This is a genomic window from Burkholderia cepacia (assembly GCF_001039005.1).
Taxonomy (GTDB): Bacteria; Pseudomonadota; Gammaproteobacteria; order Burkholderiales; family Burkholderiaceae; genus Burkholderia; species Burkholderia theae.
Genome location: NZ_LDWR01000028.1, coordinates 1 through 21,047, shown reverse-complemented (window position 1 = coordinate 21,047; position 21,047 = coordinate 1). Strand labels below are relative to the sequence as shown.

The 21,047-nt window shown below is 66.4% G+C and carries 20 protein-coding genes; 11 read left to right on the top strand and 9 right to left on the bottom strand.

Translation table 11 applies throughout. From position 1 onward, the window contains the following. Window positions 1-99: 99 nt before the first annotated feature. The 7 genes from hpf to kdsD all read right to left on the bottom strand — a co-directional run bounded on the left by hpf (window position 100) and on the right by kdsD (window position 5,880). On the bottom strand, window positions 100-459 hold the full coding sequence (gene hpf / locus VL15_RS16870; protein WP_006477786.1) for a ribosome hibernation-promoting factor, HPF/YfiA family: 360 nt from the start codon (window positions 457-459) through the stop codon (window positions 100-102). A 158-nt stretch (window positions 460-617) separates the two neighbouring features. Beyond that, window positions 618-2,123, bottom strand: a complete 1,506-nt coding sequence (locus VL15_RS16865) for an RNA polymerase factor sigma-54 (protein ID WP_048246963.1) — start codon at window positions 2,121-2,123, stop codon at window positions 618-620. A gap of 160 nt (window positions 2,124-2,283) precedes the next feature. Further along, window positions 2,284-3,060: an LPS export ABC transporter ATP-binding protein gene (lptB, locus tag VL15_RS16860; protein ID WP_048246961.1), complete on the bottom strand. Its 777-nt coding sequence runs from the start codon at window positions 3,058-3,060 to the stop codon at window positions 2,284-2,286. Next, a complete protein-coding gene (gene lptA, locus VL15_RS16855) occupies window positions 3,057-3,722 on the bottom strand; it encodes a lipopolysaccharide transport periplasmic protein LptA (protein WP_048246959.1) in 666 nt (221 codons plus the stop codon). The genes lptB and lptA overlap by 4 nt, the downstream gene beginning before the upstream one ends. 20 nt (window positions 3,723-3,742) lie before the next feature. After that, complete coding sequence (gene lptC, locus VL15_RS16850; protein WP_048246958.1) at window positions 3,743-4,357, bottom strand: LPS export ABC transporter periplasmic protein LptC; 615 nt, start codon at window positions 4,355-4,357, stop codon at window positions 3,743-3,745. Window positions 4,358-4,360: 3 nt separating this feature from the next. After that, window positions 4,361-4,897 (bottom strand): KdsC family phosphatase, encoded by a 537-nt coding sequence (locus tag VL15_RS16845; RefSeq protein ID WP_048246956.1) that lies wholly within the window; start codon window positions 4,895-4,897, stop codon window positions 4,361-4,363. After that, window positions 4,897-5,880, bottom strand: coding sequence for an arabinose 5-phosphate isomerase KdsD (gene kdsD, locus VL15_RS16840; RefSeq protein ID WP_048246954.1), 984 nt, complete (start codon window positions 5,878-5,880; stop codon window positions 4,897-4,899). Before kdsD ends, VL15_RS16845 begins: the two co-directional genes overlap by 1 nt. Before the next feature lie 126 nt (window positions 5,881-6,006). On the opposite strand from kdsD, the gene VL15_RS16835 reads away from it, so the two are divergent. From VL15_RS16835 to purU, 5 genes are all read left to right on the top strand, one after another. Continuing rightward, on the top strand, window positions 6,007-8,013 hold the full coding sequence (locus VL15_RS16835; RefSeq protein WP_048247155.1) for a monovalent cation:proton antiporter family protein: 2,007 nt from the start codon (window positions 6,007-6,009) through the stop codon (window positions 8,011-8,013). Between the two features lie 78 nt (window positions 8,014-8,091). Continuing rightward, a complete protein-coding gene (locus VL15_RS16830; RefSeq protein WP_011353218.1) occupies window positions 8,092-8,658 on the top strand; it encodes an adenine phosphoribosyltransferase in 567 nt (188 codons plus the stop codon). 25 nt (window positions 8,659-8,683) lie between these two features. Then, window positions 8,684-9,298 (top strand): LysE family translocator, encoded by a 615-nt coding sequence (locus tag VL15_RS16825; protein WP_048246952.1) that lies wholly within the window; start codon window positions 8,684-8,686, stop codon window positions 9,296-9,298. Between the two features lie 5 nt (window positions 9,299-9,303). Continuing rightward, window positions 9,304-10,170, top strand: a complete 867-nt coding sequence (locus VL15_RS16820) for an NUDIX hydrolase (RefSeq protein ID WP_048246951.1) — start codon at window positions 9,304-9,306, stop codon at window positions 10,168-10,170. Between the two features lie 74 nt (window positions 10,171-10,244). Beyond that, window positions 10,245-11,129, top strand: coding sequence for a formyltetrahydrofolate deformylase (gene purU, locus VL15_RS16815; protein WP_048246948.1), 885 nt, complete (start codon window positions 10,245-10,247; stop codon window positions 11,127-11,129). A 75-nt stretch (window positions 11,130-11,204) separates the two neighbouring features. Here the strand turns inward: purU and VL15_RS16810 are convergent, their stop codons facing one another. Together VL15_RS16810 and uvrA are read right to left on the bottom strand one after the other, a co-directional pair. After that, window positions 11,205-12,290 (bottom strand): AI-2E family transporter, encoded by a 1,086-nt coding sequence (locus VL15_RS16810; protein WP_048246947.1) that lies wholly within the window; start codon window positions 12,288-12,290, stop codon window positions 11,205-11,207. Between the two features lie 247 nt (window positions 12,291-12,537). Then, window positions 12,538-15,423: an excinuclease ABC subunit UvrA gene (gene uvrA / locus VL15_RS16805; protein WP_048246945.1), complete on the bottom strand. Its 2,886-nt coding sequence runs from the start codon at window positions 15,421-15,423 to the stop codon at window positions 12,538-12,540. Window positions 15,424-15,688: 265 nt separating this feature from the next. Between uvrA and VL15_RS16800 the strand changes: the two genes are divergently transcribed. From VL15_RS16800 to phaP, 6 genes are all read left to right on the top strand, one after another. Further along, window positions 15,689-16,876 carry an MFS transporter gene (locus VL15_RS16800; protein WP_048246943.1) on the top strand — a complete coding sequence of 396 codons (1,188 nt, stop codon included), beginning with the start codon at window positions 15,689-15,691 and terminating at the stop codon, window positions 16,874-16,876. Window positions 16,877-16,976: 100 nt separating this feature from the next. Beyond that, window positions 16,977-17,534 carry a single-stranded DNA-binding protein gene (locus tag VL15_RS16795; RefSeq protein ID WP_021162583.1) on the top strand — a complete coding sequence of 186 codons (558 nt, stop codon included), beginning with the start codon at window positions 16,977-16,979 and terminating at the stop codon, window positions 17,532-17,534. A gap of 119 nt (window positions 17,535-17,653) precedes the next feature. Beyond that, window positions 17,654-18,202 (top strand): G/U mismatch-specific DNA glycosylase, encoded by a 549-nt coding sequence (gene mug / locus VL15_RS16790; protein WP_048246940.1) that lies wholly within the window; start codon window positions 17,654-17,656, stop codon window positions 18,200-18,202. Continuing rightward, entirely contained in the window at window positions 18,189-18,812 is a 624-nt protein-coding gene (locus tag VL15_RS16785; protein ID WP_048246939.1) for a DNA-3-methyladenine glycosylase, read from the top strand. Before mug ends, VL15_RS16785 begins: the two co-directional genes overlap by 14 nt. A gap of 102 nt (window positions 18,813-18,914) precedes the next feature. Then, a complete protein-coding gene (locus VL15_RS16780) occupies window positions 18,915-19,679 on the top strand; it encodes a ParA family protein (RefSeq protein ID WP_048246937.1) in 765 nt (254 codons plus the stop codon). 501 nt (window positions 19,680-20,180) lie between these two features. Continuing rightward, a complete protein-coding gene (phaP, locus tag VL15_RS16775; RefSeq protein WP_048246935.1) occupies window positions 20,181-20,765 on the top strand; it encodes a TIGR01841 family phasin in 585 nt (194 codons plus the stop codon). The last annotated feature ends 282 nt before the right edge of the window (window positions 20,766-21,047 follow it).

The window sequence follows — 21,047 nt, the reverse complement described above, 5'->3', positions numbered from 1 at the left end:
GCGTGCGTGGCGCAGCATGGACGGACCGGTCGCACCACGGGCGCGGAGTCGCAAAAAAAACGCCCGGCGAACCGGGCGGCGTGCGTGTTGCTGTGTCGGTTACTGCGGCGGCAGTTCGATCTGGTCGATCGACGGCTGAAGCTTGATCGGGTCGTGCGCGTGCGTTTGCAGGCGCTCCATGTGCTTGACGACCTGGCGATCCAGCTTGTCGATCAGCAGATCGATCGCCGCGTACAGATTGCCGTTCGCGCTTTCGACGAAGATGTCCTTGCCCTTCAGGTGCAGGTTGATTTCCGCGCGCTGCTGCTTGTCCTTTTCCTTGTGATTGTCGACCGAGAGGATCACAGTGCCATCGATCACCTGATCGCTATGCCGTAGCACCCTGTCCAGCTTGGTGATGACGTACTCGCGAATTGCAGGCGTGACTTCGAGATGATGTCCACTGATCTTCAGGTTCATAGTGCTTCTCCAAGCGAGTGACCACCCGGCCGCATCGAGGCGGCGCTCCGGTCGACTTGCCCTTACCGCACGAAGCGGCGTATCGCGGACAGGTCGCCCGGCTTGTTCCCCGTGTGCGCGGTGGCCGGAACACGCCTGCCGCCGGGCAGGCAGCAGGCCTAAAGAGACTTTCGCAGATTCACTGCCGGGATCTTGAGGGCTTCGCGATATTTCGCAACCGTGCGGCGCGCGACCACGAAACCCTGTTCTGCCAGCAGCTCGGCAATGCGGCTATCCGAAAGTGGCGATTTTGGGTCTTCAGCTCCTATCAGTTGCTTGATGAGGGCTCGGATGGCGGTCGACGAGGCGGCGCCACCAGTGTCGGTCGAAACGTGAGATCCGAAGAAGTACTTAAATTCAAGCGTCCCGAACGGGGTCAGCATGTACTTCCCGGTTGTCACACGGCTGACAGTCGACTCGTGTAGGCCCAGCGTATCAGCTATTTCCCGCAAAACCAAGGGGCGCATGGCAATTTCACCGTGCGCAAAGAAATTCTTCTGACGCTCGACAATAGCCTGCGCGACACGCAGGATCGTGTCGAAACGCTGCTGGATGTTTTTGATCAGCCAGCGTGCTTCCTGGAGTTGCTGCTTCAGCGAACCGGCCGACGGATCGCCGCGGCTGTTGCGCAGGATGTTCGCGTAGAGGTTGTTGATCCGCAGGCGCGGCACGACCTCCGGATTGAGTTCCGCGAGCCATCCCTGGCCGGCCTTCTTCACCATGATGTCGGGCACGACGTAGTCGGCCTCGGCCTTGCCGTACGCGGCGCCGGGGAACGGCTCCAGCGAGCGGATCAGCGCATGCGCGTCGCGCAGCGCGTCGTCGCTCGCCTTCAGGTGCTTGCGCAACCGTGTGAAGTCGCGTGCGGCGAGCAGTTCCAGATGCTGCGACACGATCTCGAGCGCGAGCGTGCGCGTCGGGGACGGATCGAGGCGCAGCAACTGCAGCTTCAGGCATTCGGAGGCCGAGCGGGCGCCGACCCCGGCCGGGTCGAAGCTGTGCAGCAGCGCGAGTGCCGCGTTCAGTTCGTCGCAGTCGATCTCCAGCTCGGACGGCAGGTCGGCGAGCACTTCGTCGAGCGTGGCGGTCAGGTAGCCGTCGTCATCGAGCGATTCGATCAGGAACATCACGAGTGCGCGATCGCGCGGGCCGGCCTGCGTGACGCGCAACTGCGCTGACAGGTGGTCGCGCAGCGACGTCGCGGCTTCCTGCACCTGCAGCGGCGGGAGGTCGTCGTCGTCGGATGCGCCGCTCGAACGGCCGAATTCGTCGAGATTCCATTGCGGGCCGTCGTTGCCGTCGCCGGACCCGTAACCCTCGTATTCGTCCGCGCCGGCCGGTTCGTCGCGCTCAGCACGATCGCCCGACTGGCTGGTGCCGTTCGCCGCGGTCGACTCGGTGTTCTGCGCGGGGGGCGTCTGCGCGATCAGCGATCCGTCCGATGCAACGCGCAGCGGGCTCGCGATCCATTCGTCGTCGCTCTCGAGGAGCGGGTTCTGCGCGACGGCCATCGCGACTTCCTGCTGCAATTCGAGCGTCGACAACTGCAGGAGCCGGATCGACTGCTGTAGCTGGGGCGTCAGCGCCAGATGTTGCGACAGGCGGAGTTGAAGGCTGGCTTTCATGGCGAGGAGGGAGTCATACCGGCAGTGTGCCACGACCCAGGCGCGTTGAGCCATCCGCGATTACGCGCGGCGCGCCGCCCGGTCGCGGGCATGGCCGCGAAGCGGGGCACGGCCCCGCGCGGCGATGCCGGGCGGGGTGCAGCCAGCCACGAGGAGGGAGTTACATGCGGAAGTGTTCGCCGAGGTACACGCGGCGTACGCTTTCGTTTTCGATGATATCGCTCGGCGCGCCGGCGGCGAGCACCGAGCCGTCGCTGATGATGTACGCGTGGTCGCAGATGCCGAGCGTTTCGCGGACGTTGTGATCGGTAATCAGCACGCCGATGTTGCGCTGCTTCAGGAACTTGACGATCTTCTGGATCTCGAGCACCGCGATCGGGTCGACGCCGGCGAACGGTTCGTCGAGCAGGATGAAGCTCGGGTTGGTCGCGAGCGCGCGCGCGATTTCGACACGGCGTCGTTCGCCGCCCGACAGCGACAGCGCGGGGTTCTCGCGCAGGTGGCCGATCTGCAGCTCGTCGAGCAGCGCTTCGGTGCGCGCCGCGATCGCGTCCTTCGACAGCCGCTTGCCGTCTTCGCCGAACTGCAGCTCGAGCACCGCGCGGATGTTTTCCTCGACGGTCAGCTTGCGGAACACGGACGCTTCCTGCGGCAGGTACGACAGGCCGAGCGACGCGCGCTTGTGGATCGGCAGCAGGCTGATCGAGCTGCCGTTCAGCGAGATCTCGCCCGCGTCGAGCGGCACGAGGCCGACGATCATGTAGAACGACGTGGTCTTGCCGGCGCCGTTCGGGCCGAGCAGGCCGACGACTTCGCCGCTCTTCACGTCGAGCGACACGTCCTTGACGACCGTGCGCGAGCCGTAGCGCTTCTTCAGGTTGCGGACGACGAGCGAGCTCGTGGTGCCGGCCGGCTGGCGGTTCGGTAGCGCGTTCATTGGCCCGGCGCTCCCTGGATGGTGGTCGACGGCGACAGCTTCGCCGGCGCGCCGTTCAGCGGAGCGGGGCCGCCGTTCTTCGGCGACAGCATCGCGCGCACGCGGCCGTTCGGGTTGCCCGGCGCGGCGACGTCCTTGCCGCCCTTGGCGGTGTAGAAGTCGCGCTGGCCGTCATACGTGACCACGCTGCCGTGCACGGTATCGGCGATGGTCGATGTGCCCTGCAGGCGGCGCACGGTCGCGGCGGTCGTCAGCGTGGTCAGGTCCTGCTTGCCGTCGTAGTCGATGCGCTCGGCGTCGCCGTCGATGTATTCGTCGAGGCCTTCGCGCTTCTGGCGGAACGTCGCGTGCTTCTTGCTGCTGCCGAACGACGTGGCGTACTGATAGCCTTCCGGGTCCTGGCGCACTTCGACGCGATCACCCTTGATGATGATCGTGCCCTTCGTGATCACGACGTTGCCGGTCGCGACCGTGACCTGCTTCAGGTCGTCGTAGGTCAGGTTGTCGGCCTCGACGTTGATCGGCTTGCTCTGGTCGGCCTTCTCGGCATGGGCGAGCGGCGCCAGCCCGATCAGCGGGAGCGCCACGAGCGTCGCGGCAAGCGCGGCGCGGACGGCGCGCGCAGCGCCGCCGGAATTCTGTCGAGGGAACGGTTCGTTCATGCAGTCACGTGAGGGATGCGTCACTTGGGTTGACCTTTCGAGCCGCCGGACGTGTCCGCCGCGGCGATCGTGCCGCGCACGTTGCCGTAAAGCTCGATGACCCGGGTGACGTTGTTGTACTTCATGCCGTCGGTCGCGTTGACGAGCGACAGGCCGCGCTGAAGTTTAACCGGCTTTTCGGTCTGGATCACATCGTCATTGACGAAGATCCGGAAATGCTGGGAATCGGCCTGCATCTGCGGATCGCCGCCGCCGGCCGCGCGCAGGATGCGCGCGTTGTCGTACAAGTCGACGATCGACACGTCGCCGTTGACGGTGCCGCGCTTCGCGGTGGTCGTCACGACCGGCTTGCCGGGCTGGAACGCGCGCATGGCCGGATCGATCAGGTCGCTGTTTTCGGTGTCTTCGTAATGGGTCAGGTTCACGGCCGTCAGCCGGTACTGGGTCGTGCCGGACTGGTCGAGCTCGGTGACCGAGAAGTTGTCCGCGAAATAATCGGGCGTGTGGCGCTTCGGCTGCACGATGCCCTCGCCGGGCGGCGGCAGCGTGGCCTGCAGCAGCCACCAGGTGATGCCCGCGAGCGCGGCGACCGCGGCGAGCGGCAGCAGCTGGGTCCAGCGGAAATGCGTATTCATCCGTCAGGCTCCGCAGGCGGCCGCGAGCAGCGCGTCGTAGCGGCGCTGCGCGCGCAGGATCGCGTCGCAGACTTCGCGCACGGCGCCCTGGCCGCCACGGGCCTCGGCCACCCAGTGCGCGCGGGCGATCACCTCGGGGTGCGCGTTGGCGGGCGCGGTCGCGAAGCCGCAGCGCAGCATCACGGGCAGGTCGGGCCAGTCGTCGCCCATGTAGCCGCATGCGTCGGCGGTGAGGCCGAGCGACGCGATCAGGTCGGCGAACACGGTGAGTTTGTTCTCGACGCCCTGGAACAGGTGCGCGATCTTCATTTCCTTCGCGCGCGCCGCGACGATTTCCGAGCGGCGGCCCGTGATGATCGCGGTCGCGATGCCGGCTTCGCCGAGCAGCTTCACGCCGTGGCCGTCGAGCGAGTTGAACGACTTCATCGCATCGCCGGCGGCGGTAAACAGCAGGCCGCCGTCGGTCAGTACGCCGTCGACGTCGAAAATCATCAGCTTCACGCGGCTCGCGCGCTCGGCCGCAGTCAACGCTGCGCTCATCAGATCACCTTCTTCGAAAACAGGTCGTGCATGTTCAGCGCACCGATCAGCGCGCCGTCGGCATCGACGACCAGCATCTGGTTGATCCGGTGGCGCTCCATCAGTTCCACGGCCTCGACTGCCAGGTGGTCCGGCGCGATCGTGCGCGGGTTGTGCGTCATCACGTCGGCGATCGGCAGCGTGCGGAAGTCGCCGTCGCGCGCGAGCACGCGGCGCAGGTCGCCGTCGGTGAAGATGCCGACGACCTTGCCGTCGGCGTCGACCACGGCCGTCATGCCCAGGCGCTTCGCGGTGATCTGGAACAGCGCATCCGACAGCGTCGCGTCGAGCCCGATGGACGGGACGTCGTCGCCCGAGCGCATCACGTCGCGCACGTAGGTGAGCAGGCGCCGGCCGAGCGCACCGCCCGGGTGCGAGCGCGCGAAGTCTTCCGAACCGAAGCCGCGCGCGTCGAGCACCGCGACGGCGAGCGCGTCGCCGAGCGCGAGCGCGGCGGTCGTGCTCGCGGTGGGCGCGAGGTTCAGCGGGCACGCTTCCTTCGACACCGCGGCGTTCAGGTTCACGTCGGCGAGCGTGCCGAGGCTCGATTCCGCGCGGCCCGTGATCGCGATCAGCTTCGCGCCGATCCGCTTGACGAGCGGCAGGATCGCGACGAGTTCTTCCGATTCGCCGGAGTACGAGATGCCGATGAAGACGTCGTCGGAGGTGACCATCCCGAGGTCGCCGTGGCTGGCCTCGGCGGGATGGACGAAGAAGGCCGGCGTGCCGGTGCTCGCCAGCGTTGCTGCGATCTTGCGGGCGATATGCCCCGATTTGCCGATTCCGGAAACCACCACGCGGCCGCGGCAGCCGAGCAGCAGCGCGACGGCCTGGACGAAGTCGCCGTCGAGCTGGTCGCGCAGCGCGCGCACGGCGTCCGCCTCGATGTCGAGCACGTCGCGGGCGAGCGCGAGCGCGCGGTTGTCATTGATTTTCGCTATCATGCGCGGAGTATAGCAAAGGCGTTTGTTCGCCGCGCCGGGCCTTCGGACTCGTCTGAAGTCGCCTATCCCACGCTACGCCACCGTGCCCGCTTTGCGGTGGCCCCGACGAACGAGGACGCTTTGCCCGTGATTTCCCCGCTCGAAATGACGCTCATGCTGCTGCTGGCTTCAGTGGTGGGCGTCGTCGTGTTCCGTTCGCTGAACCTCCCGCCGATGCTCGGCTACCTGACCGTCGGCATCCTGGTCGGCCCGCATGCGCTCGGGATCGCGGCGGATCTCGAACGTGCCGAGCATCTCGCGGAATTCGGCGTCGTGTTCCTGATGTTCTCGATCGGCCTCGAATTCTCCCTTGCGAAGCTGAGGTCGATGCAGCGGCTCGTGTTCGGGCTCGGGCTGCTGCAGGTGGTCGCGACGCTGGTGCTCGCACTCGCGCTCGGCGCGCTGTTCGAGCGCTGGGTACACATCACGTGGCAGGGCAGCATCGCGCTCGGCGGCGCGCTCGCGATGTCGTCGACGGCGATCGTGTCGAAAATGCTCGCCGAGCGGCTCGAGATCGAGACCGAGCACGGCCGCAACATCTTCGGCGTGCTGCTGTTCCAGGATCTCGCAGTAGTGCCGCTGCTGATCGTGATCGCCGCGTTCGGCGCCGAATCGTCGAAGGATCTCGCGCTGACGCTCGGCTTTGCGGCCGTGAAGATCGTGATCGCGCTCACGCTGCTGCTGGTCATCGGGCAGCGCTTCATGACGCGCTGGCTCAACGTCGTCGCGCGGCGCCGCTCGCAGGAGCTGTTCGTGCTGAACCTGCTGCTCGTCACGCTCGGCGCCGCGTTCATCACCGACAAGTTCGGCCTGTCGCTCGCGCTCGGCGCGTTCATCGCGGGGATGCTGATTTCCGAGACGCCGTTCCGGCATCAGGTGGAGGAGGACATCAAGCCGTTCCGCGACGTGCTGCTCGGCCTGTTCTTCGTGACGACCGGGATGCTGCTCGACCCGCGCGTGATCTGGGAGCATCCGTTGCTCGTGCTCGGCTTCTTCGTCGGCCAGGTGCTGTTCAAGGCCACGATGATCACGGGGCTCGCGCGGCTGTTCGGCGCGACGCCGGGCGTCGCGATGCGCACGGGTATCGGGCTCGCGCAGGCCGGCGAGTTCGGCTTCGTGCTGCTGAACCTGATCCTCGACCGGCATCTCGTCGATTCGACGTTGCTGCAGGCGATCCTCGCGTCGATGCTGCTGTCGATGCTCGCCGCGCCGTTCCTGATCCAGAACGCCGACCGGATCGTGATGCGGCTGTCCTCGACCGAATGGATGCAGCAGTCGCTGCAGATGACGCGGATCGCGACGCAGAGCCTCAAGCAGCGCGGCCACGTGATCATCTGCGGCTACGGCCGCGCGGGCCAGAACCTGGCGCGGATGCTCGAACAGGAAGGTATCTCGTATGTCGCGCTCGACCTCGACCCCGATCGCGTGAGCGCGGCCGCGACCGCCGGCGAATCGGTCGTGTTCGGCGATGCGGCGCGCCGCGAGTCGCTGCTCGCGGCCGGTATCCACCGCGCGGCGGCCGTCGCGATCACCTATGCGAACACGCCGTCCGCGCTGCGCGTGCTGCACCATGTGCACGAGCTCGAGCCGACGCTGCCCGCGATCGTGCGTACCGTCGACGATGCCGATCTCGAGAAACTGCTCGCGGCCGGTGCGACCGAGGTGATTCCGGAGATCGTCGAGGGCAGCCTGATGCTCGCGTCGCACACGCTGGTGCTGGTCGGCGTGCCGATGCGCAAGGTCGTGCGGCGCGTCGAGGAGATGCGCGACGAGCGCTACAGCCTGCTGCGCGGCTATTTCCGCGGCGCGGACGACGCGGACGACGACGACCACGAGCAGGTGCGGCTACAATCGGTGCCGGTCGATGCGCGCGCGGACGCGGTCGGGCGTTCGCTGGAGGAGCTCGGGCTGTATGCGCTCGGGCTGGAAGTCACGGCGATCCGCCGGCACGGCATCCGCGGCGTCGAACCCGACCCGCAGACCAAGCTGCGCGCGAGCGACATCGTCGTGCTGCGCGGGCTGCCCGAGGCGCTCGCGCTCGCGGAGGAGCGGCTGTCGCGCCATCGGCGCGATCCGCCGGCCGCGGCCGCGTGAGCCACGATTCAATAACCTGACCCGTATTTATTCGAAACGGTGCCCGATCTTCGCGCACCGTTTTTTTCGGAGAGTTTCATGCCGCATTCGTCGTCGGGCGCGCCGCTCGATCCGGTCGCCTTCATTCACAGCCAGATCCGCACGGTGCCCGACTGGCCGCAGCCGGGCGTGATGTTCCGCGACATCACGACGCTGCTGCAGAGCCCGAAGGCGCTGCGCATCCTCGTCGACCTGTTCGTCGAACGTTATGTCGACGCGAAGCTCGACTACGTCGCGGGCCTCGATGCGCGCGGCTTCATCATCGCGCCGATCGTCGCGTACGAACTGAGCGTCGGCTTCGTGCCGATCCGCAAGGTCGGCAAGCTGCCGTACAAGACGCGTTCGGAGTCGTACGACCTCGAATACGGCAGCGCGACGGTCGAGATCCACGAAGATGCGTGCCGCCCCGGCGACCGCGTGATCATCATGGACGACCTGATCGCGACGGGCGGCACGATGATGGCGGGGCGCAACCTGCTGCAGCGGCTCGGCGCGGAAGTCGTCGAAGGCGCGGCGATCATCGACCTGCCCGATCTCGGCGGCTCGGCGCTGCTGCGCAACGCGGGACTGCCCGTCTATACCGTCACCGAATTTGCCGGCCACTGAACGCCGGTTTACCCGCGAGGTCACGATGCCCAACTTCATGTTGTTTCTCGCCACGTCGATCGCGATCACGTTCGCGCCGGGTCCGGACAACCTGCAGGTGCTCGCACGCGGCATCTCGCAGGGCCGCGCGGCCGGCTTCGTCGCCGCGCTCGGCTTCAGCGCCGGGATCCTGTTCCACACGACGCTCGCGGCGCTCGGCGTCGCGGCGTTGCTGCGTTCGTCGCCGGTCGCGTTCGAGATCCTGAAGCTCGCGGGCGCCGCGTATCTCGTGTGGATCGGCATCAAGGCGCTGCGCAGCCAGGGCCTCGCGAATGCGCATGAGCGCCCGCCGCAGCCGCTCGGCACGATCTTCCGGCAGAGCGTGATCGGCAACCTGATGAACCCGAAGGTCACGCTGTTCTTCGTCGTGTTCCTGCCGCAGTTCGTCGATCCGCACGGCGTGCAGGGCGTGACGCTGCAGATGTTCGAGCTCGGCGCGCTGTTCATGCTGCAGACGGCCGCGATCTTTTCGCTGTTCGGCGTCGGCGCGGGTGCGATCGGCGCCTGGCTGAAGCGCCGCCCGAAGGCCGGCGTGTGGCTTGACCGGCTGGCCGGCGCGACCTTCATCGCGCTCGGCATCCGCGTCGCGCTGAAGGACTGACGGCGATGACGTTTCCGTGCATCGCGGCCGCGCGGCGCTTCGATCCGGCCGCGCACCTGCGTTTCGAGATCGCCGGCCAGGCGGTTGGCTGGGTGCGCCGCCAGGACGTCGCGAAGTTGGCCCGCTGGCCCGACGTGTTCGAGCTGACCGGCGAGCGCGTCGTGCTGTCGGCGCGCTACGACTCGGTCGACGCGCGCAGCATGGCGCTGGCGAGCGCGATCGGCGCGCTCGCGGCCGAAGGCGCGATTCCCGGCTGGCGCGACGAGATCTACGCGATCCGCAACCGCTTCGACGATCCGCCGCTCGCGTACATCGAGCGCGCCGCGTCGCGCTTTTTCGGCACGCAGACCTATGCGGTGCATCTGAACGGCATCGTAGAATATGCGGTTGCGTCGGGCGAGCCGTCCGCCGCGACCGTGCCGCAGATGTGGCTCGGCCGCCGCAGCGCGACCAAGGCAACCGATCCCGGCATGCTCGACAACGTCGTCGCGGGCGGCATCGGCTGGGGCTTGAGCGTTCACGAGACGCTCGCGAAGGAGTGCTGGGAGGAAGCCGGTATTCCGGCCGAACTGGCGTTGCGCGCGATCGCGGGCCGCGCGGTGCAGGTGCTGTGCTCGCTGCCGGAAGGCACGCAGTCCGAACTGATCTTCGTGTACGACCTGCCACTGCCGCACGACTTCGCGCCGCGCAACCAGGACGGCGAAGTGGCCGAGCACCTGCTGGCCGGCGTGCCCGAGGTGATCGGCTGGTTGCGCGAAGGCCGCGCGACGATGGATGCGAGCCTCGCGACGCTCGATACGCTGCTGCGCCATCGCTGGCTCGCGGCGGCCGACGCGGCGGGCATCAACGCGCTGTTCGCGCCGGCCGCGTGACGCGCGCCGCGACTGGCGGTCCGGCGGCGCGAACGGGCAATTTGACGAATACGGAAACGAAGGGAGTAGCGGTCATGCCGACCGATCACAGCTTTATCTTGAAACTGTCGTGCCCCGACCGGCACGGCATCGTCCACGCGGTCTCGGGCTTCCTGTTCGAGCGCAGCAACAACATCCTCGATTCGGCGCAGTTCGGCGACAGCCGCACCAGCGAATTCTTCATGCGCGTGCACTTCGAGCAGGACGGCGGCGGCGCGGATGCCGCGTCGGCGCTCGACACGCTTCGCAAGGAATTCGCGCCGCTCGCGGAGCGGTTCTCGATGCGCTGGGAGCTGCACGACGCGGCCGTGAAGCCGCGCGTCGTGATCATGGTGTCGAAGATCGGCCATTGCCTGAACGACCTGCTGTTCCGCTATCGCACCGGCCAGCTGCCGATCGAGATCCCGGCGATCGTGTCGAACCACAAGGAGTTCTACCAGCTCGCCGCGAGTTACAACATCCCGTTCCATCACTTCCCGCTGATCGGCGGTTCGTCCGATGCCGCGAAGGCCGCGCAGGAAGCGCGTGTGCTGGAAGTGATCGACGAGCACCAGGCCGATCTCGTCGTGCTCGCGCGCTACATGCAGATCCTGTCGCCGAACATGTGCCAGCAGCTCGCCGGGCGCGCGATCAACATCCACCATTCGTTCCTGCCGAGCTTCAAGGGCGCGAAGCCGTATTACCAGGCGTTCGACCGCGGTGTGAAGCTGATCGGCGCGACCGCGCACTACGTGACGACCGATCTCGACGAAGGCCCGATCATCGAGCAGGAAGTCGAGCGCGTCGACCACAGCATGACGCCCGACCAGCTGACCGCGATCGGCCGCGACGTCGAGTGCGTGACGCTCGCGCGCGCGGTGAAGTGGCACGTCGAGCACCGGGTTGTGCTGAACGGGACGAAGACGGTCGTGTTCCGCTGATCGGCCAGCCGGCACAAATGAAAACGCCGCGCCCTTCACGGGGCGCGGCGTTTTTTATCGTCTGATGTGCGGGCTTCAGATCAGCCGCAGCAGGTACAGCTCGCGCTTCAGGTACGCATAGAATATCGGCGCGGCGATCACGCCCGGCAGCCCGAACGCGGCTTCCATGATCAGCATCGCGAGCAGCAGCTCCCACGCGCGCGACTCGATCTGGCCGCCGATGATCTTCGCGTTCAGGAAATATTCGAGCTTGTGGATGACCACGAGGAACGCGAGCGACGCGATCGCGGTGCCCATGCTGACCGACAGCGACACGGCGACGATCAGCGTGTTCGAGATCAGGTTGCCGATCACGGGCAGCAGGCCGACGATGAACGTGACGAGCACGAGCGTTTTCGACAGCGGCAGCCGTTCGTGGAAGAGCGGCAGCGCGACGAGCAGGTAGATGCCGGTGAACACCGCGTTGATCGCCGAGATCTTGATCTGCGCGAACACGATGCGGCGGAACGCGTCGGAGAAGCGCGACACGCGCGTGACGAGCGCGGTCGACAGCGGCCGGCGCACCTTGCCGTGCTCGACGCCGATCGCGATCATCGCGCCGATGATCATCCCGAACAGCACGTGGCCGAAGCCGCGCGCGACGCTCTTGCCGCTCTGCTGGAGCTGGTCCATGTGCGAGTGCATCAGCACGGCGGCCTTGGTCTTCATCTGTTCGACGTCGACGGGCAGCAGGTTCGCGATCCAGGCAGGGGTGCGTGCGCGGGTTTGCTCGACGATCTGCATCAGCTGGTCGAGGAGGCTCTGCAGGTTCGGCACCGTGCGCTCGAAGTGTTCGATGATGCCGATCGTCAGGCCCGTGAGCCCGCCGACGATCACGATCGACAGCAGCACGACGGCGACCCAACGCGCGCGCATGCTCGTGGTGTGGCGTTCGATCACGGGCGCGATCGTGTGGATGAGCTGATAGACGAGCAGGCCGGCCAGCAGCCCGCCGAGCAGCTTGAGCTCGATCACGAGCCACATTGCAAGGATCGTGAAGAGATAGCTGCCGATTTCGAGTGCCGACAGATTCGGCAGGCTGAAGTCGCTCGTCAGCCGCACGCTGCGCAGGTGCGGCTCGCGGTTCTGCGCATCGCGCGACGAGTCTGGTTGCTTCTCCATCGTGGATTCCTGTCGTTCGTGTGTCATGCCGCGGAATGCGTGGCAGAGCGGTGCTCGCCCGGGATTGCACCGGATTGGTGCGTACGGCGAACCTTACGACCGTAAAGTATAGCCGCCATTATGGTCCGCAACCGGGCCGTTTGGCGCATGGTGTAAACGCAGAAGGGAAAACGAGGGGAGGCGGGCGGCGCGGCGCGCAAGGACGCGCGCGGCCGGGCGGCCGCGCGCGGGAAGGGGGCAACGCGCGTCAGCCGACCGCGGCCTTGCGGGTCGGACGCTTGAGCAGCGGCGCGAGGTACTTGCCGGTGAAGCTCGCCTTGGTCTTCGCGACCTGCTCGGGCGTGCCCTGCGCGATGATCTGGCCACCGCCGGCGCCGCCTTCGGGGCCGAGGTCGATCACCCAGTCGGCCGTCTTGATCACGTCGAGGTTGTGCTCGATGATCACGACCGTGTTGCCCTGGTCGCGCAGCCGGTGGATCACCTCGAGCAGCAGCGCGATGTCGTGGAAGTGCAGGCCGGTGGTCGGCTCGTCGAGGATGTACAGCGTGCGGCCCGTGTCGCGCTTGGAGAGTTCGAGCGACAGCTTCACGCGCTGCGCCTCGCCGCCCGACAGCGTCGTGGCCGACTGGCCGAGGCGGATGTAGCCGAGGCCGACGTCGAGCAGCGTCTTCAGCTTGCGCGCGATGACCGGCACCGCGCTGAAGAACTCGTACGCATGCTCGACCGTCATGTCGAGCACTTCGCTGATGTTCTTGCCCTTGTACTGCACTTCGAGCGTTTCGCGGTTGTAGCGCTTGCCGTGGCACACGTCGCACGGCACGTAGACGTCCGGCAGGAAGTGCATCTCGACCTTCAGCACGCCGTCGCCCTGGCACGATTCGCAGCGGCCGCCCTTCACGTTGAACGAGAAGCGGCCCGGATCGTAGCCGCGTTCCTTCGAGGTCGGCACGCCCGAGAACAGCTCGCGGATCGGCGTGAACAGGCCGGTATACGTGGCCGGGTTCGAGCGCGGCGTGCGGCCGATCGGCGACTGGTCGACGTTGATCACCTTGTCGAAGTGCTCGAGGCCCTCGATCGCCTCGTGCGGCGCCGGCTCGGCCGACGAACCGTACAGGTGGCGCGCGACCGCGTGATACAGCGTGTCGTTGATCAGCGTCGACTTGCCGGAACCCGATACGCCGGTGATGCAGGTCAGCAGGCCGACCGGCAGTTCGAGATCGACGTGCTTCAGGTTGTTGCCGTACGCGTCGACGATGCGCAGCATCCGCTCGGGATCGGGCGCGAGCCGCTCGTCCGGATATTCGATCGTGCGCTTGCCGAGCAGGTACTGGCCCGTCAGCGACTGCGGGTTCGACTGCACCTGCTTCGGCGTGCCTTCGGCCACCACCACGCCGCCGTGTTCGCCCGCGCCGGGGCCCATGTCGACGACGTAGTCGGCCGTGCGGATCATGTCCTCGTCGTGCTCGACGACGATCACCGAGTTGCCGAGGTCGCGCAGGTGCTTGAGCGTCGAGATCAGGCGGTCGTTGTCGCGCTGGTGCAGGCCGATCGACGGCTCGTCGAGCACGTACATCACGCCCGTCAGGCCCGAGCCGATCTGCGACGCGAGCCGGATGCGCTGCGCTTCGCCGCCCGACAGCGTTTCGGCGCTGCGCTCGAGCGACAGGTAGTCGAGGCCGACGTTGTTCAGGAACGTCAGGCGCGCGACGATTTCCTTGATCACCTTGTCGGCGATCTCGCGCTTCGCGCCTTCGAGCGTCAGGCCGTCGAAGTAGCCGAGCGCGTCGCGCAGCGGCCAGCCGCTGATTTCATAGATGCCGCGCGCGTAGTCGCCCGTGCCGATCCGCACGTGGCGCGCCTCGCGGCGCAGGCGCGTGCCTTCGCACGACGGGCACGGCTGGTTGTTCTGGTATTTCGACAGTTCTTCGCGGACCGCGACCGAATCGGTCTCGCGGTAGCGGCGTTCGAGGTTCGGGATGATCCCTTCGAACACGTGCTCGCGGATCGTCGTGCGGCCGCGCTCGTTGATGTACGAGAACGGGATCGTCTGCTTGCCCGAGCCGAACAGCAGCACCTTCCGGATTTTTTCCGGGAGATCCTCGAAGGCGGCGTCGATGTCGAATTCGTAGAACGCCGCGAGGCTCTGCAGCATCTGGAAGTAGAACTGGTTGCGGCGGTCCCAGCCCTTCACGGCGCCCGCGGCGAGCGACAGCGACGGGTGCGCGACGACCCGCTTCGGGTCGAAGAACGTGATCTGGCCGAGGCCGTCGCATTCCGGGCACGCGCCCATCGGGTTGTTGAACGAGAACAGGCGCGGCTCGAGCTCCTGCAGCGAGTACGAGCAGATCGGGCACGCGAACTTCGAGCTGAACAGGTGCTCGTGGTCGGTGTCCATCTCGAGCGCGATCGCGCGGCCGTCGGCGAGGCGCAGCGCCGTCTCGAACGATTCGGCGAGGCGCTGCTTCATGTCCGGGCGGACCTTCAGACGATCGACGACGACGTCGATCGTGTGCTTGTCGTTCTTCTTGAGCTTCGGCAGCGACTCGACCTCGTAGATCTTCGCGACGCCTTCGTTCGCGGTGCCGCCGCCCGAGCGCACGCGAAAACGCACGAAGCCCTGCGCCTGCATGTCCTCGAACAGCTCGGCGTGCTCGCCCTTGCGGTTCGCGACGACGGGCGCGAGGATCATCAGCTTGGTTTCCTCGGGCAGCGCGAGCGCCGCGTCGACCATCTGCGACACGCTCTGCGCCTCGAGCGGGATCTCGTGATCGGGGCAGTACGGCGTGCCGACACGTGCGTACAAAAGTCGCAGGTAGTCGTGGATTTCGGTGACCGTGCCGACGGTCGAACGCGGGTTGTGGGACGTCGCCTTCTGCTCGATCGAGATCGCGGGCGACAGACCCTCGATCAGGTCGACGTCGGGTTTCTCCATCAACTGCAGGAACTGGCGGGCATACGCGGACAGGCTTTCGACGTAGCGGCGCTGGCCCTCGGCATAAAGGGTGTCGAACGCGAGCGACGACTTGCCCGACCCGGACAACCCGGTAATCACGATCAGCTTGTGGCGCGGCAGGTCGAGATTGACGTTTTTCAGGTTGTGGGTACGTGCCCCACGGATACGGATCTGTTCCATGAACCTGGCGAAAATGGAGGGAACCAAACCTGCTACTATAACGGCTTTTCGAGACCGTCGTTTGGGGCCCCCAGCCTTTACAGCAGGTGGCAGCAAGGCGGCGCCTGCGCCGGGGAAAGCGGTCGCGCCGCGCGGTTCAGGGCGGCCCGCAGGCCGCCGGCATCCTGCCCCGACGTGTCGCCCGTCAGGCCTCCCGGGCCGCTGGTCCTGATCTTCCGCCGCCCGGTGTCGGGCGGACATTCCGATCATTCGAAATTCATTCCCGATGTCCAATCCGTCTGCCACGTCTTCCCGCATGACTGCGCCCGAATTGCGCGCGACCACGTCGCTCGCGGCGATCTTCGCGCTGCGCATGCTCGGCCTGTTCATGATCATGCCGGTATTCTCGGTCTACGCGAAAACCATTCCGGGCGGCGACAACGTGCTGCTCGTCGGTATCGCGCTCGGGGCCTACGGCGTCACGCAGTCGCTGTTCTACATCTTCTACGGCTGGGCGTCCGACAAGTTCGGCCGCAAGCCGGTGATCGCCACGGGCCTCGTGATCTTCGCGCTCGGCAGCTTCGTCGCCGCGTCCGCGCACGACATCACGTGGATCATCGTCGGTCGCGTGATCCAGGGGATGGGTGCCGTGTCGTCCGCGGTGCTGGCGTTCATCGCCGACCTGACCTCCGAGCAGAACCGCACGAAGGCGATGGCGATGGTCGGCGGGTCGATCGGCGTGTCGTTCGCGGTTGCGATCGTCGGCGCGCCGATCGTGTTCCACTGGGTCGGGATGAGCGGGCTGTTCGCGATCGTCGGCGTGCTGTCGATCCTCGCGATCGGCGTCGTGCTGTGGATCGTGCCCGACGCGGCCAAGCCCGTGCACGTGCCCGCGCCGTTCGCCGAGGTGCTGCACAACGTCGAGCTGCTGCGCCTGAACTTCGGCGTGCTGGTGCTGCACGCGACGCAGACGGCGCTGTTCCTCGTGGTGCCGCGCCTGCTCGTCGACGGCGGGCTGCCGGTCGCCGCGCACTGGAAGGTCTACCTGCCGGTGATGGGGCTCGCGTTCGTGATGATGGTCCCGGCGATCATCGTCGCGGAGAAACGGGGCAAGATGAAGCCGGTGCTGCTGGGCGGCATTCTGGCTATCCTGATCGGCCAATTGCTGCTGGGCAGCGCGCCGCATACCATCATGATTGTGGCGGCGATCCTGTTCGTGTACTTCCTGGGGTTCAACATCCTGGAAGCGTCGCAGCCGTCGCTCGTGTCGAAGCTCGCGCCGGGTTCGCGCAAGGGCGCGGCCACGGGCGTCTACAACACCACGCAGTCGATCGGGCTCGCGCTCGGCGGCATCGCGGGCGGCTGGCTGCTGAAGCACGGCGGTGCGAACACGGTGTTCTACGCGTGTTCTGGGCTCGTTGCAGCGTGGCTTATAATCGCGGCCAGCATGAAAGCGCCGCCGCGCAAGGCCTGAACCTATTGTCGGGCAGGCACCGGCGGCGTCGCCGGCTTGTCCGGCGGGCTGCTCCGACGCACGCGCGGGCGGCCCGGCATCGAATTTACTGGAGAAACACATGGCATCCGTCAACAAGGTCATCCTCGTCGGCAATCTCGGCGCCGATCCTGAAGTCCGTTACCTGCCGAGCGGCGACGCGGTTGCGAACATTCGTCTCGCGACGACCGACCGCTACAAGGACAAGGCAAGCGGCGATTTCAAGGAAATGACCGAGTGGCATCGCGTCGCGTTCTTCGGCCGTCTGGCGGAAATCGTCAGCGAATACCTGAAGAAGGGTTCGTCGGTCTATATCGAAGGCCGCATCCGCACGCGCAAGTGGCAGGGTCAGGACGGTCAGGATCGTTACTCGACCGAAATCGTCGCGGACCAGATGCAGATGCTCGGCGGCCGTGGCGGTGCGGGCGGTGGCGGCGGTGGTGGTGACGAAGGCGGTTACGGCGGCGGCTACGGTGGTGGCGGCGGCGGCGGTCGCGGCGAGCAGATGGAACGCGGCGGTGGCGGCGGCGGTCGTGCCGGCGGCGCGGCGCGTGGCGGTGCTGGCGGCGGCGCGCAGAGCCGTCCGAGCGCACCGGCAGGTGGCGGCTTCGACGAGATGGACGACGATATTCCGTTCTGATCGGCAAGTCGGCATCCTGCAGCACGATGGGCCCGAATGTCCGAGTCAAGCCAGGCGCTTGGCCGGGTCTTCGGGCCTTTCTGCGTTTACGTCGATGAACCTTGCACACCAGGCGACACGTGGCTGACGAACTTCCCGACCTCATCGCTCCGCATCTCGACGTGCTGTTCTGCGGGATCAATCCCGGCCTGACCGCGGCCGCGACAGGGCATCACTTCGCTGGGAGAAGCAACCGCTTCTGGCGCGTGATCCATCTCGCCGGCTTCACGCCGATGGAAATTTCGCCGCAGGAGGATCACGCGATACTCCAGTACGGCTGCGGCTTGACGGCGGTGGTGAAGCGGCCGACGGCGAGCGCCGATCAGCTTTCGCGCGCGGAATTCATCGCCGCGGCCGCGGCGTTCGAGCAGAAGGTGGCGCGTTATGGGCCGCGCTTCGTCGCGTTTCTCGGCAAGGCGGCGTATTCGGCGCTTTCCGGTCAGCGCGAAGTCGCGTGGGGATTGCAGCCGGCCCGCATGCAGCGCGCGAGCGTGTGGGTGCTGCCCAATCCCAGCGGGAGAAATCTTGCGTTCGGCCTCGATGATCTGGTCGACGCGTACCGTCAGCTCCATCTGCAGGCGCAGACCGTTTCCGGGCGCCAACCGGAGGGGCAGGATGCGGGGCAATAAAACTGCGCGCGTGTGGCCGGGCACCGTATTGCCGCGCGCGTTCTTCGACCGCATGGCCACCGACGTCGCCCCGCAACTGCTCAACAAGATCCTCGCGGCAGCGGACGGCCGGGCCGGCCGCATCGTCGAAGTGGAAGCCTATGCCGGTGCGATCGACCCGGCGGCGCATACCTATCGCGGCAAGACGCCGCGCAATGCGACGATGTTCGGGCCGCCGGGGCACCTGTACGTCTATTTCACGTACGGCATGCACTGGTGCTGCAACTGCGTGTGCGGACCGGATGGCACGGGAACGGGCGTGCTGATCCGTGCGCTGGAACCGCTGCAGGGGCTCGCTCACATGCGCACGGCACGGCCGCCGCAGACGCGCGATCGCGACCTGTGCCGCGGGCCGGCCCGGCTGACCCAGGCAATGGGGATCGGCGGCGCCCAGGACGGCGTCGACCTGGTCGGCGCGCACGAAGGGTTCGCGATCGTGGACGACGGCATGGCGCCGCCCACGGATCTGGCGGGCGGGCCGCGCATCGGCATTCGCGTCGGCACGGATTTCCCGTGGCGGTGGAGCGTGCCCGGCAACCGGTATGTATCGGGAACGCTGCCGCGCACCTGATGCGCGCCGCACACAAGTCGCGCGTAATTCGACCTGCGTCACGCGGGCGCCATGATTGACCGGCTAAGCTGGTTTTTTCGACGTTTCGATCGAGGGGACACCATGCGGCGGGTCGTATTCAACCAGAAGGGCGGCGTGGGCAAATCGACGATCGTCTGCAACCTGGCGGCGATCAGCGCGAGCGAAGGGTTGCGCACGCTCGTCATCGACCTCGATGCGCAGGCGAACTCCACGCGCTATCTGCTCGGCGACGCCGCGGCCGACGCGCAACCGGGCGTCGCCGGTTTCTTCGAAACCGCGCTGACCTTCAACTTCCGTCCGGTCGACGTCGCATCGTTCATCCATCCGACCCCGTTCGAAGGGCTCGATGTGATGCCGGCGCATCCGGATCTCGACACGCTGCACGGCAAGCTCGAATCGCGCTACAAGATCTACAAGCTGCGCGACGCGCTGAACGAGCTCGACACCTACGACGCCGTGTACATCGACACGCCGCCCGCGCTGAATTTCTATACGCGCTCGGCGCTGATCGCGGTCGAGCGCTGCCTGATCCCGTTCGACTGCGACGACTTCTCGCGCCGCGCGCTGTACACGCTGCTCGAGAACGTGAAGGAAATCCAGCAGGACCACAACGCGGCACTCGAGGTGGAGGGGATCGTCATCAACCAGTTCCAGCCGCGCGCGAGCCTGCCGCAACAGCTGGTCGACGAGCTTGTAGACGAAGGGCTGCCGGTGCTGGCGTCGAGGTTGTCCGCGTCGGTGAAGATCCGCGAGTCGCATCAGCAGTCCAAGCCGGTGATCCACCTCGAGCCCGGGCACAAGCTCGCGCAGGAATTCCGCGCGCTGCATCGCGAACTGGCCGGCTGATCCCCCCTATGTTGGTGCCGACCGCGGCCGTTTCATACGGCCGCTTTTTCATTGCGCCCCGCAATTCATCCGATCATTGATTTTGTCATTAATAATCCCGTAAACGATTTCAGAATAAATTTGCAAAAACGATTACATAAGCGACCGCTTCATTTTCAATGCGCACCTGTTTTCTAATAGCCGGAATAATGCATGGGTAAATGTTGCGAAAAGTCATGGTGCGCTATGCTGTAAAAAGGTAAAAATCGTTCCAGGGCAAGATGCTGTGGGGTTCCCATCTGCGATGTCGACGCGCCGCGGGCTTCAGCGGCCGCTCGACGGGAAAATAAGGGTTTACACCTAGTATTAATGCCATTTAATTGACAATTAATCGATCTAGAATGGCCTCCTTCAACTTCCCGCATCCAAATGGGTGACGGGTTGCCAATAAGGAAGCGGTTGTCGATCTGGCTTCCATTTTTCTTTACGTCGTCTCTCGCATTGCTAACAGGAGCGTGCCCGATGTCCGTATTTGTCCCCGAAAAACTGACCGCCGATTATCAATCCGGAATCGCCGCGTGGTTTGCGATCGCCCGTCCGGCGATCCACGGTTTCGAGGCTGTCGTCGAACTCAACCTGCAAGCGGCCCGGACGGCGCTCGCGGAGTACGAGGACAAGCTGAAGAACGCATTCAACAGCAGCAATCCGGCCGTGGGCTTCGCGCAGCAAGTGGCCGCGCCGCAGGAAGCGGCAGGCAAGGTCGTGTCGTACGGCCGCCATCTGTTCGACATCGCCGTGTCGACGCAATCCGAATGGGCGAAGGTCGCGCAGGCGCAATACGAACAGAACGACAAGCGCCTGAAGGACGTGATCGGCGAGCTGTCGAAGCATGCGCCGGCCGGCTCGGAGTCCGTGGTGGCCGCGCTGAATTCGGCGCTGTCCGCGGCGACCGCCGCGGCCGACTCCGTGCGCGCAGCGACGGGGCAGGCGATCGAAGCCGCGCAGAGCGGCTTCGATGCGGTCAGCGAAACGGCCACGCGTGGCGGCAAGCAGACGGCTGCCGCCGCACGCAAGGATGCAGCGGCCGCGCGCGAATCGGCCGCGTAACGACGTGAGGGCGTGCCGCGCGAATGCGCGGCACGATTGAACGGTGCCGGATGGCGCCGGACGCCGTGTGTGCCACGCGGTGTCCGGCGACCCTCCGGTTTGCCGCAACGCGCCGGTGCCCGGGCGGCCCGTGCCGGTGTGCCGCCGGCGCGACCGCGCGTGGCTCGCGGCGCGGCGGTGTGCGATCGCCAGTTGCAGCCGGCCCTTGCCGGCGTCAGAACGACGAACTGATTTCGATGCAGGAATTGAACATGACGGATGTAGTGATCGTATCGGCCGCGC

Excerpts from the sequence above, each read along its gene's own strand:
- uvrA (WP_048246945.1), bottom strand. The coding sequence starts at position 15,423 with ATGGAACAGATCCGTATCCGTGGGGCACGTACCCACAACCTGAAAAAC.
- VL15_RS16830 (WP_011353218.1), top strand. The coding sequence starts at position 8,092 with ATGCCGCATTCGTCGTCGGGCGCGCCGCTCGATCCGGTCGCCTTCATT.
- VL15_RS16780 (WP_048246937.1), top strand. The coding sequence starts at position 18,915 with ATGCGGCGGGTCGTATTCAACCAGAAGGGCGGCGTGGGCAAATCGACG.
- VL15_RS16785 (WP_048246939.1), top strand. The coding sequence starts at position 18,189 with ATGCGGGGCAATAAAACTGCGCGCGTGTGGCCGGGCACCGTATTGCCG.
- VL15_RS16795 (WP_021162583.1), top strand. The coding sequence starts at position 16,977 with ATGGCATCCGTCAACAAGGTCATCCTCGTCGGCAATCTCGGCGCCGAT.
- VL15_RS16820 (WP_048246951.1), top strand. The coding sequence starts at position 9,304 with ATGACGTTTCCGTGCATCGCGGCCGCGCGGCGCTTCGATCCGGCCGCG.
- VL15_RS16865 (WP_048246963.1), bottom strand. The coding sequence starts at position 2,123 with ATGAAAGCCAGCCTTCAACTCCGCCTGTCGCAACATCTGGCGCTGACG.
- hpf (WP_006477786.1), bottom strand. The coding sequence starts at position 459 with ATGAACCTGAAGATCAGTGGACATCATCTCGAAGTCACGCCTGCAATT.
- purU (WP_048246948.1), top strand. The coding sequence starts at position 10,245 with ATGCCGACCGATCACAGCTTTATCTTGAAACTGTCGTGCCCCGACCGG.
- VL15_RS16825 (WP_048246952.1), top strand. The coding sequence starts at position 8,684 with ATGCCCAACTTCATGTTGTTTCTCGCCACGTCGATCGCGATCACGTTC.
- VL15_RS16845 (WP_048246956.1), bottom strand. The coding sequence starts at position 4,897 with ATGAGCGCAGCGTTGACTGCGGCCGAGCGCGCGAGCCGCGTGAAGCTG.
- phaP (WP_048246935.1), top strand. The coding sequence starts at position 20,181 with ATGTCCGTATTTGTCCCCGAAAAACTGACCGCCGATTATCAATCCGGA.
- kdsD (WP_048246954.1), bottom strand. The coding sequence starts at position 5,880 with ATGATAGCGAAAATCAATGACAACCGCGCGCTCGCGCTCGCCCGCGAC.
- VL15_RS16810 (WP_048246947.1), bottom strand. The coding sequence starts at position 12,290 with ATGGAGAAGCAACCAGACTCGTCGCGCGATGCGCAGAACCGCGAGCCG.
- lptC (WP_048246958.1), bottom strand. The coding sequence starts at position 4,357 with ATGAATACGCATTTCCGCTGGACCCAGCTGCTGCCGCTCGCCGCGGTC.
- lptA (WP_048246959.1), bottom strand. The coding sequence starts at position 3,722 with ATGAACGAACCGTTCCCTCGACAGAATTCCGGCGGCGCTGCGCGCGCC.
- VL15_RS16800 (WP_048246943.1), top strand. The coding sequence starts at position 15,689 with ATGTCCAATCCGTCTGCCACGTCTTCCCGCATGACTGCGCCCGAATTG.
- lptB (WP_048246961.1), bottom strand. The coding sequence starts at position 3,060 with ATGAACGCGCTACCGAACCGCCAGCCGGCCGGCACCACGAGCTCGCTC.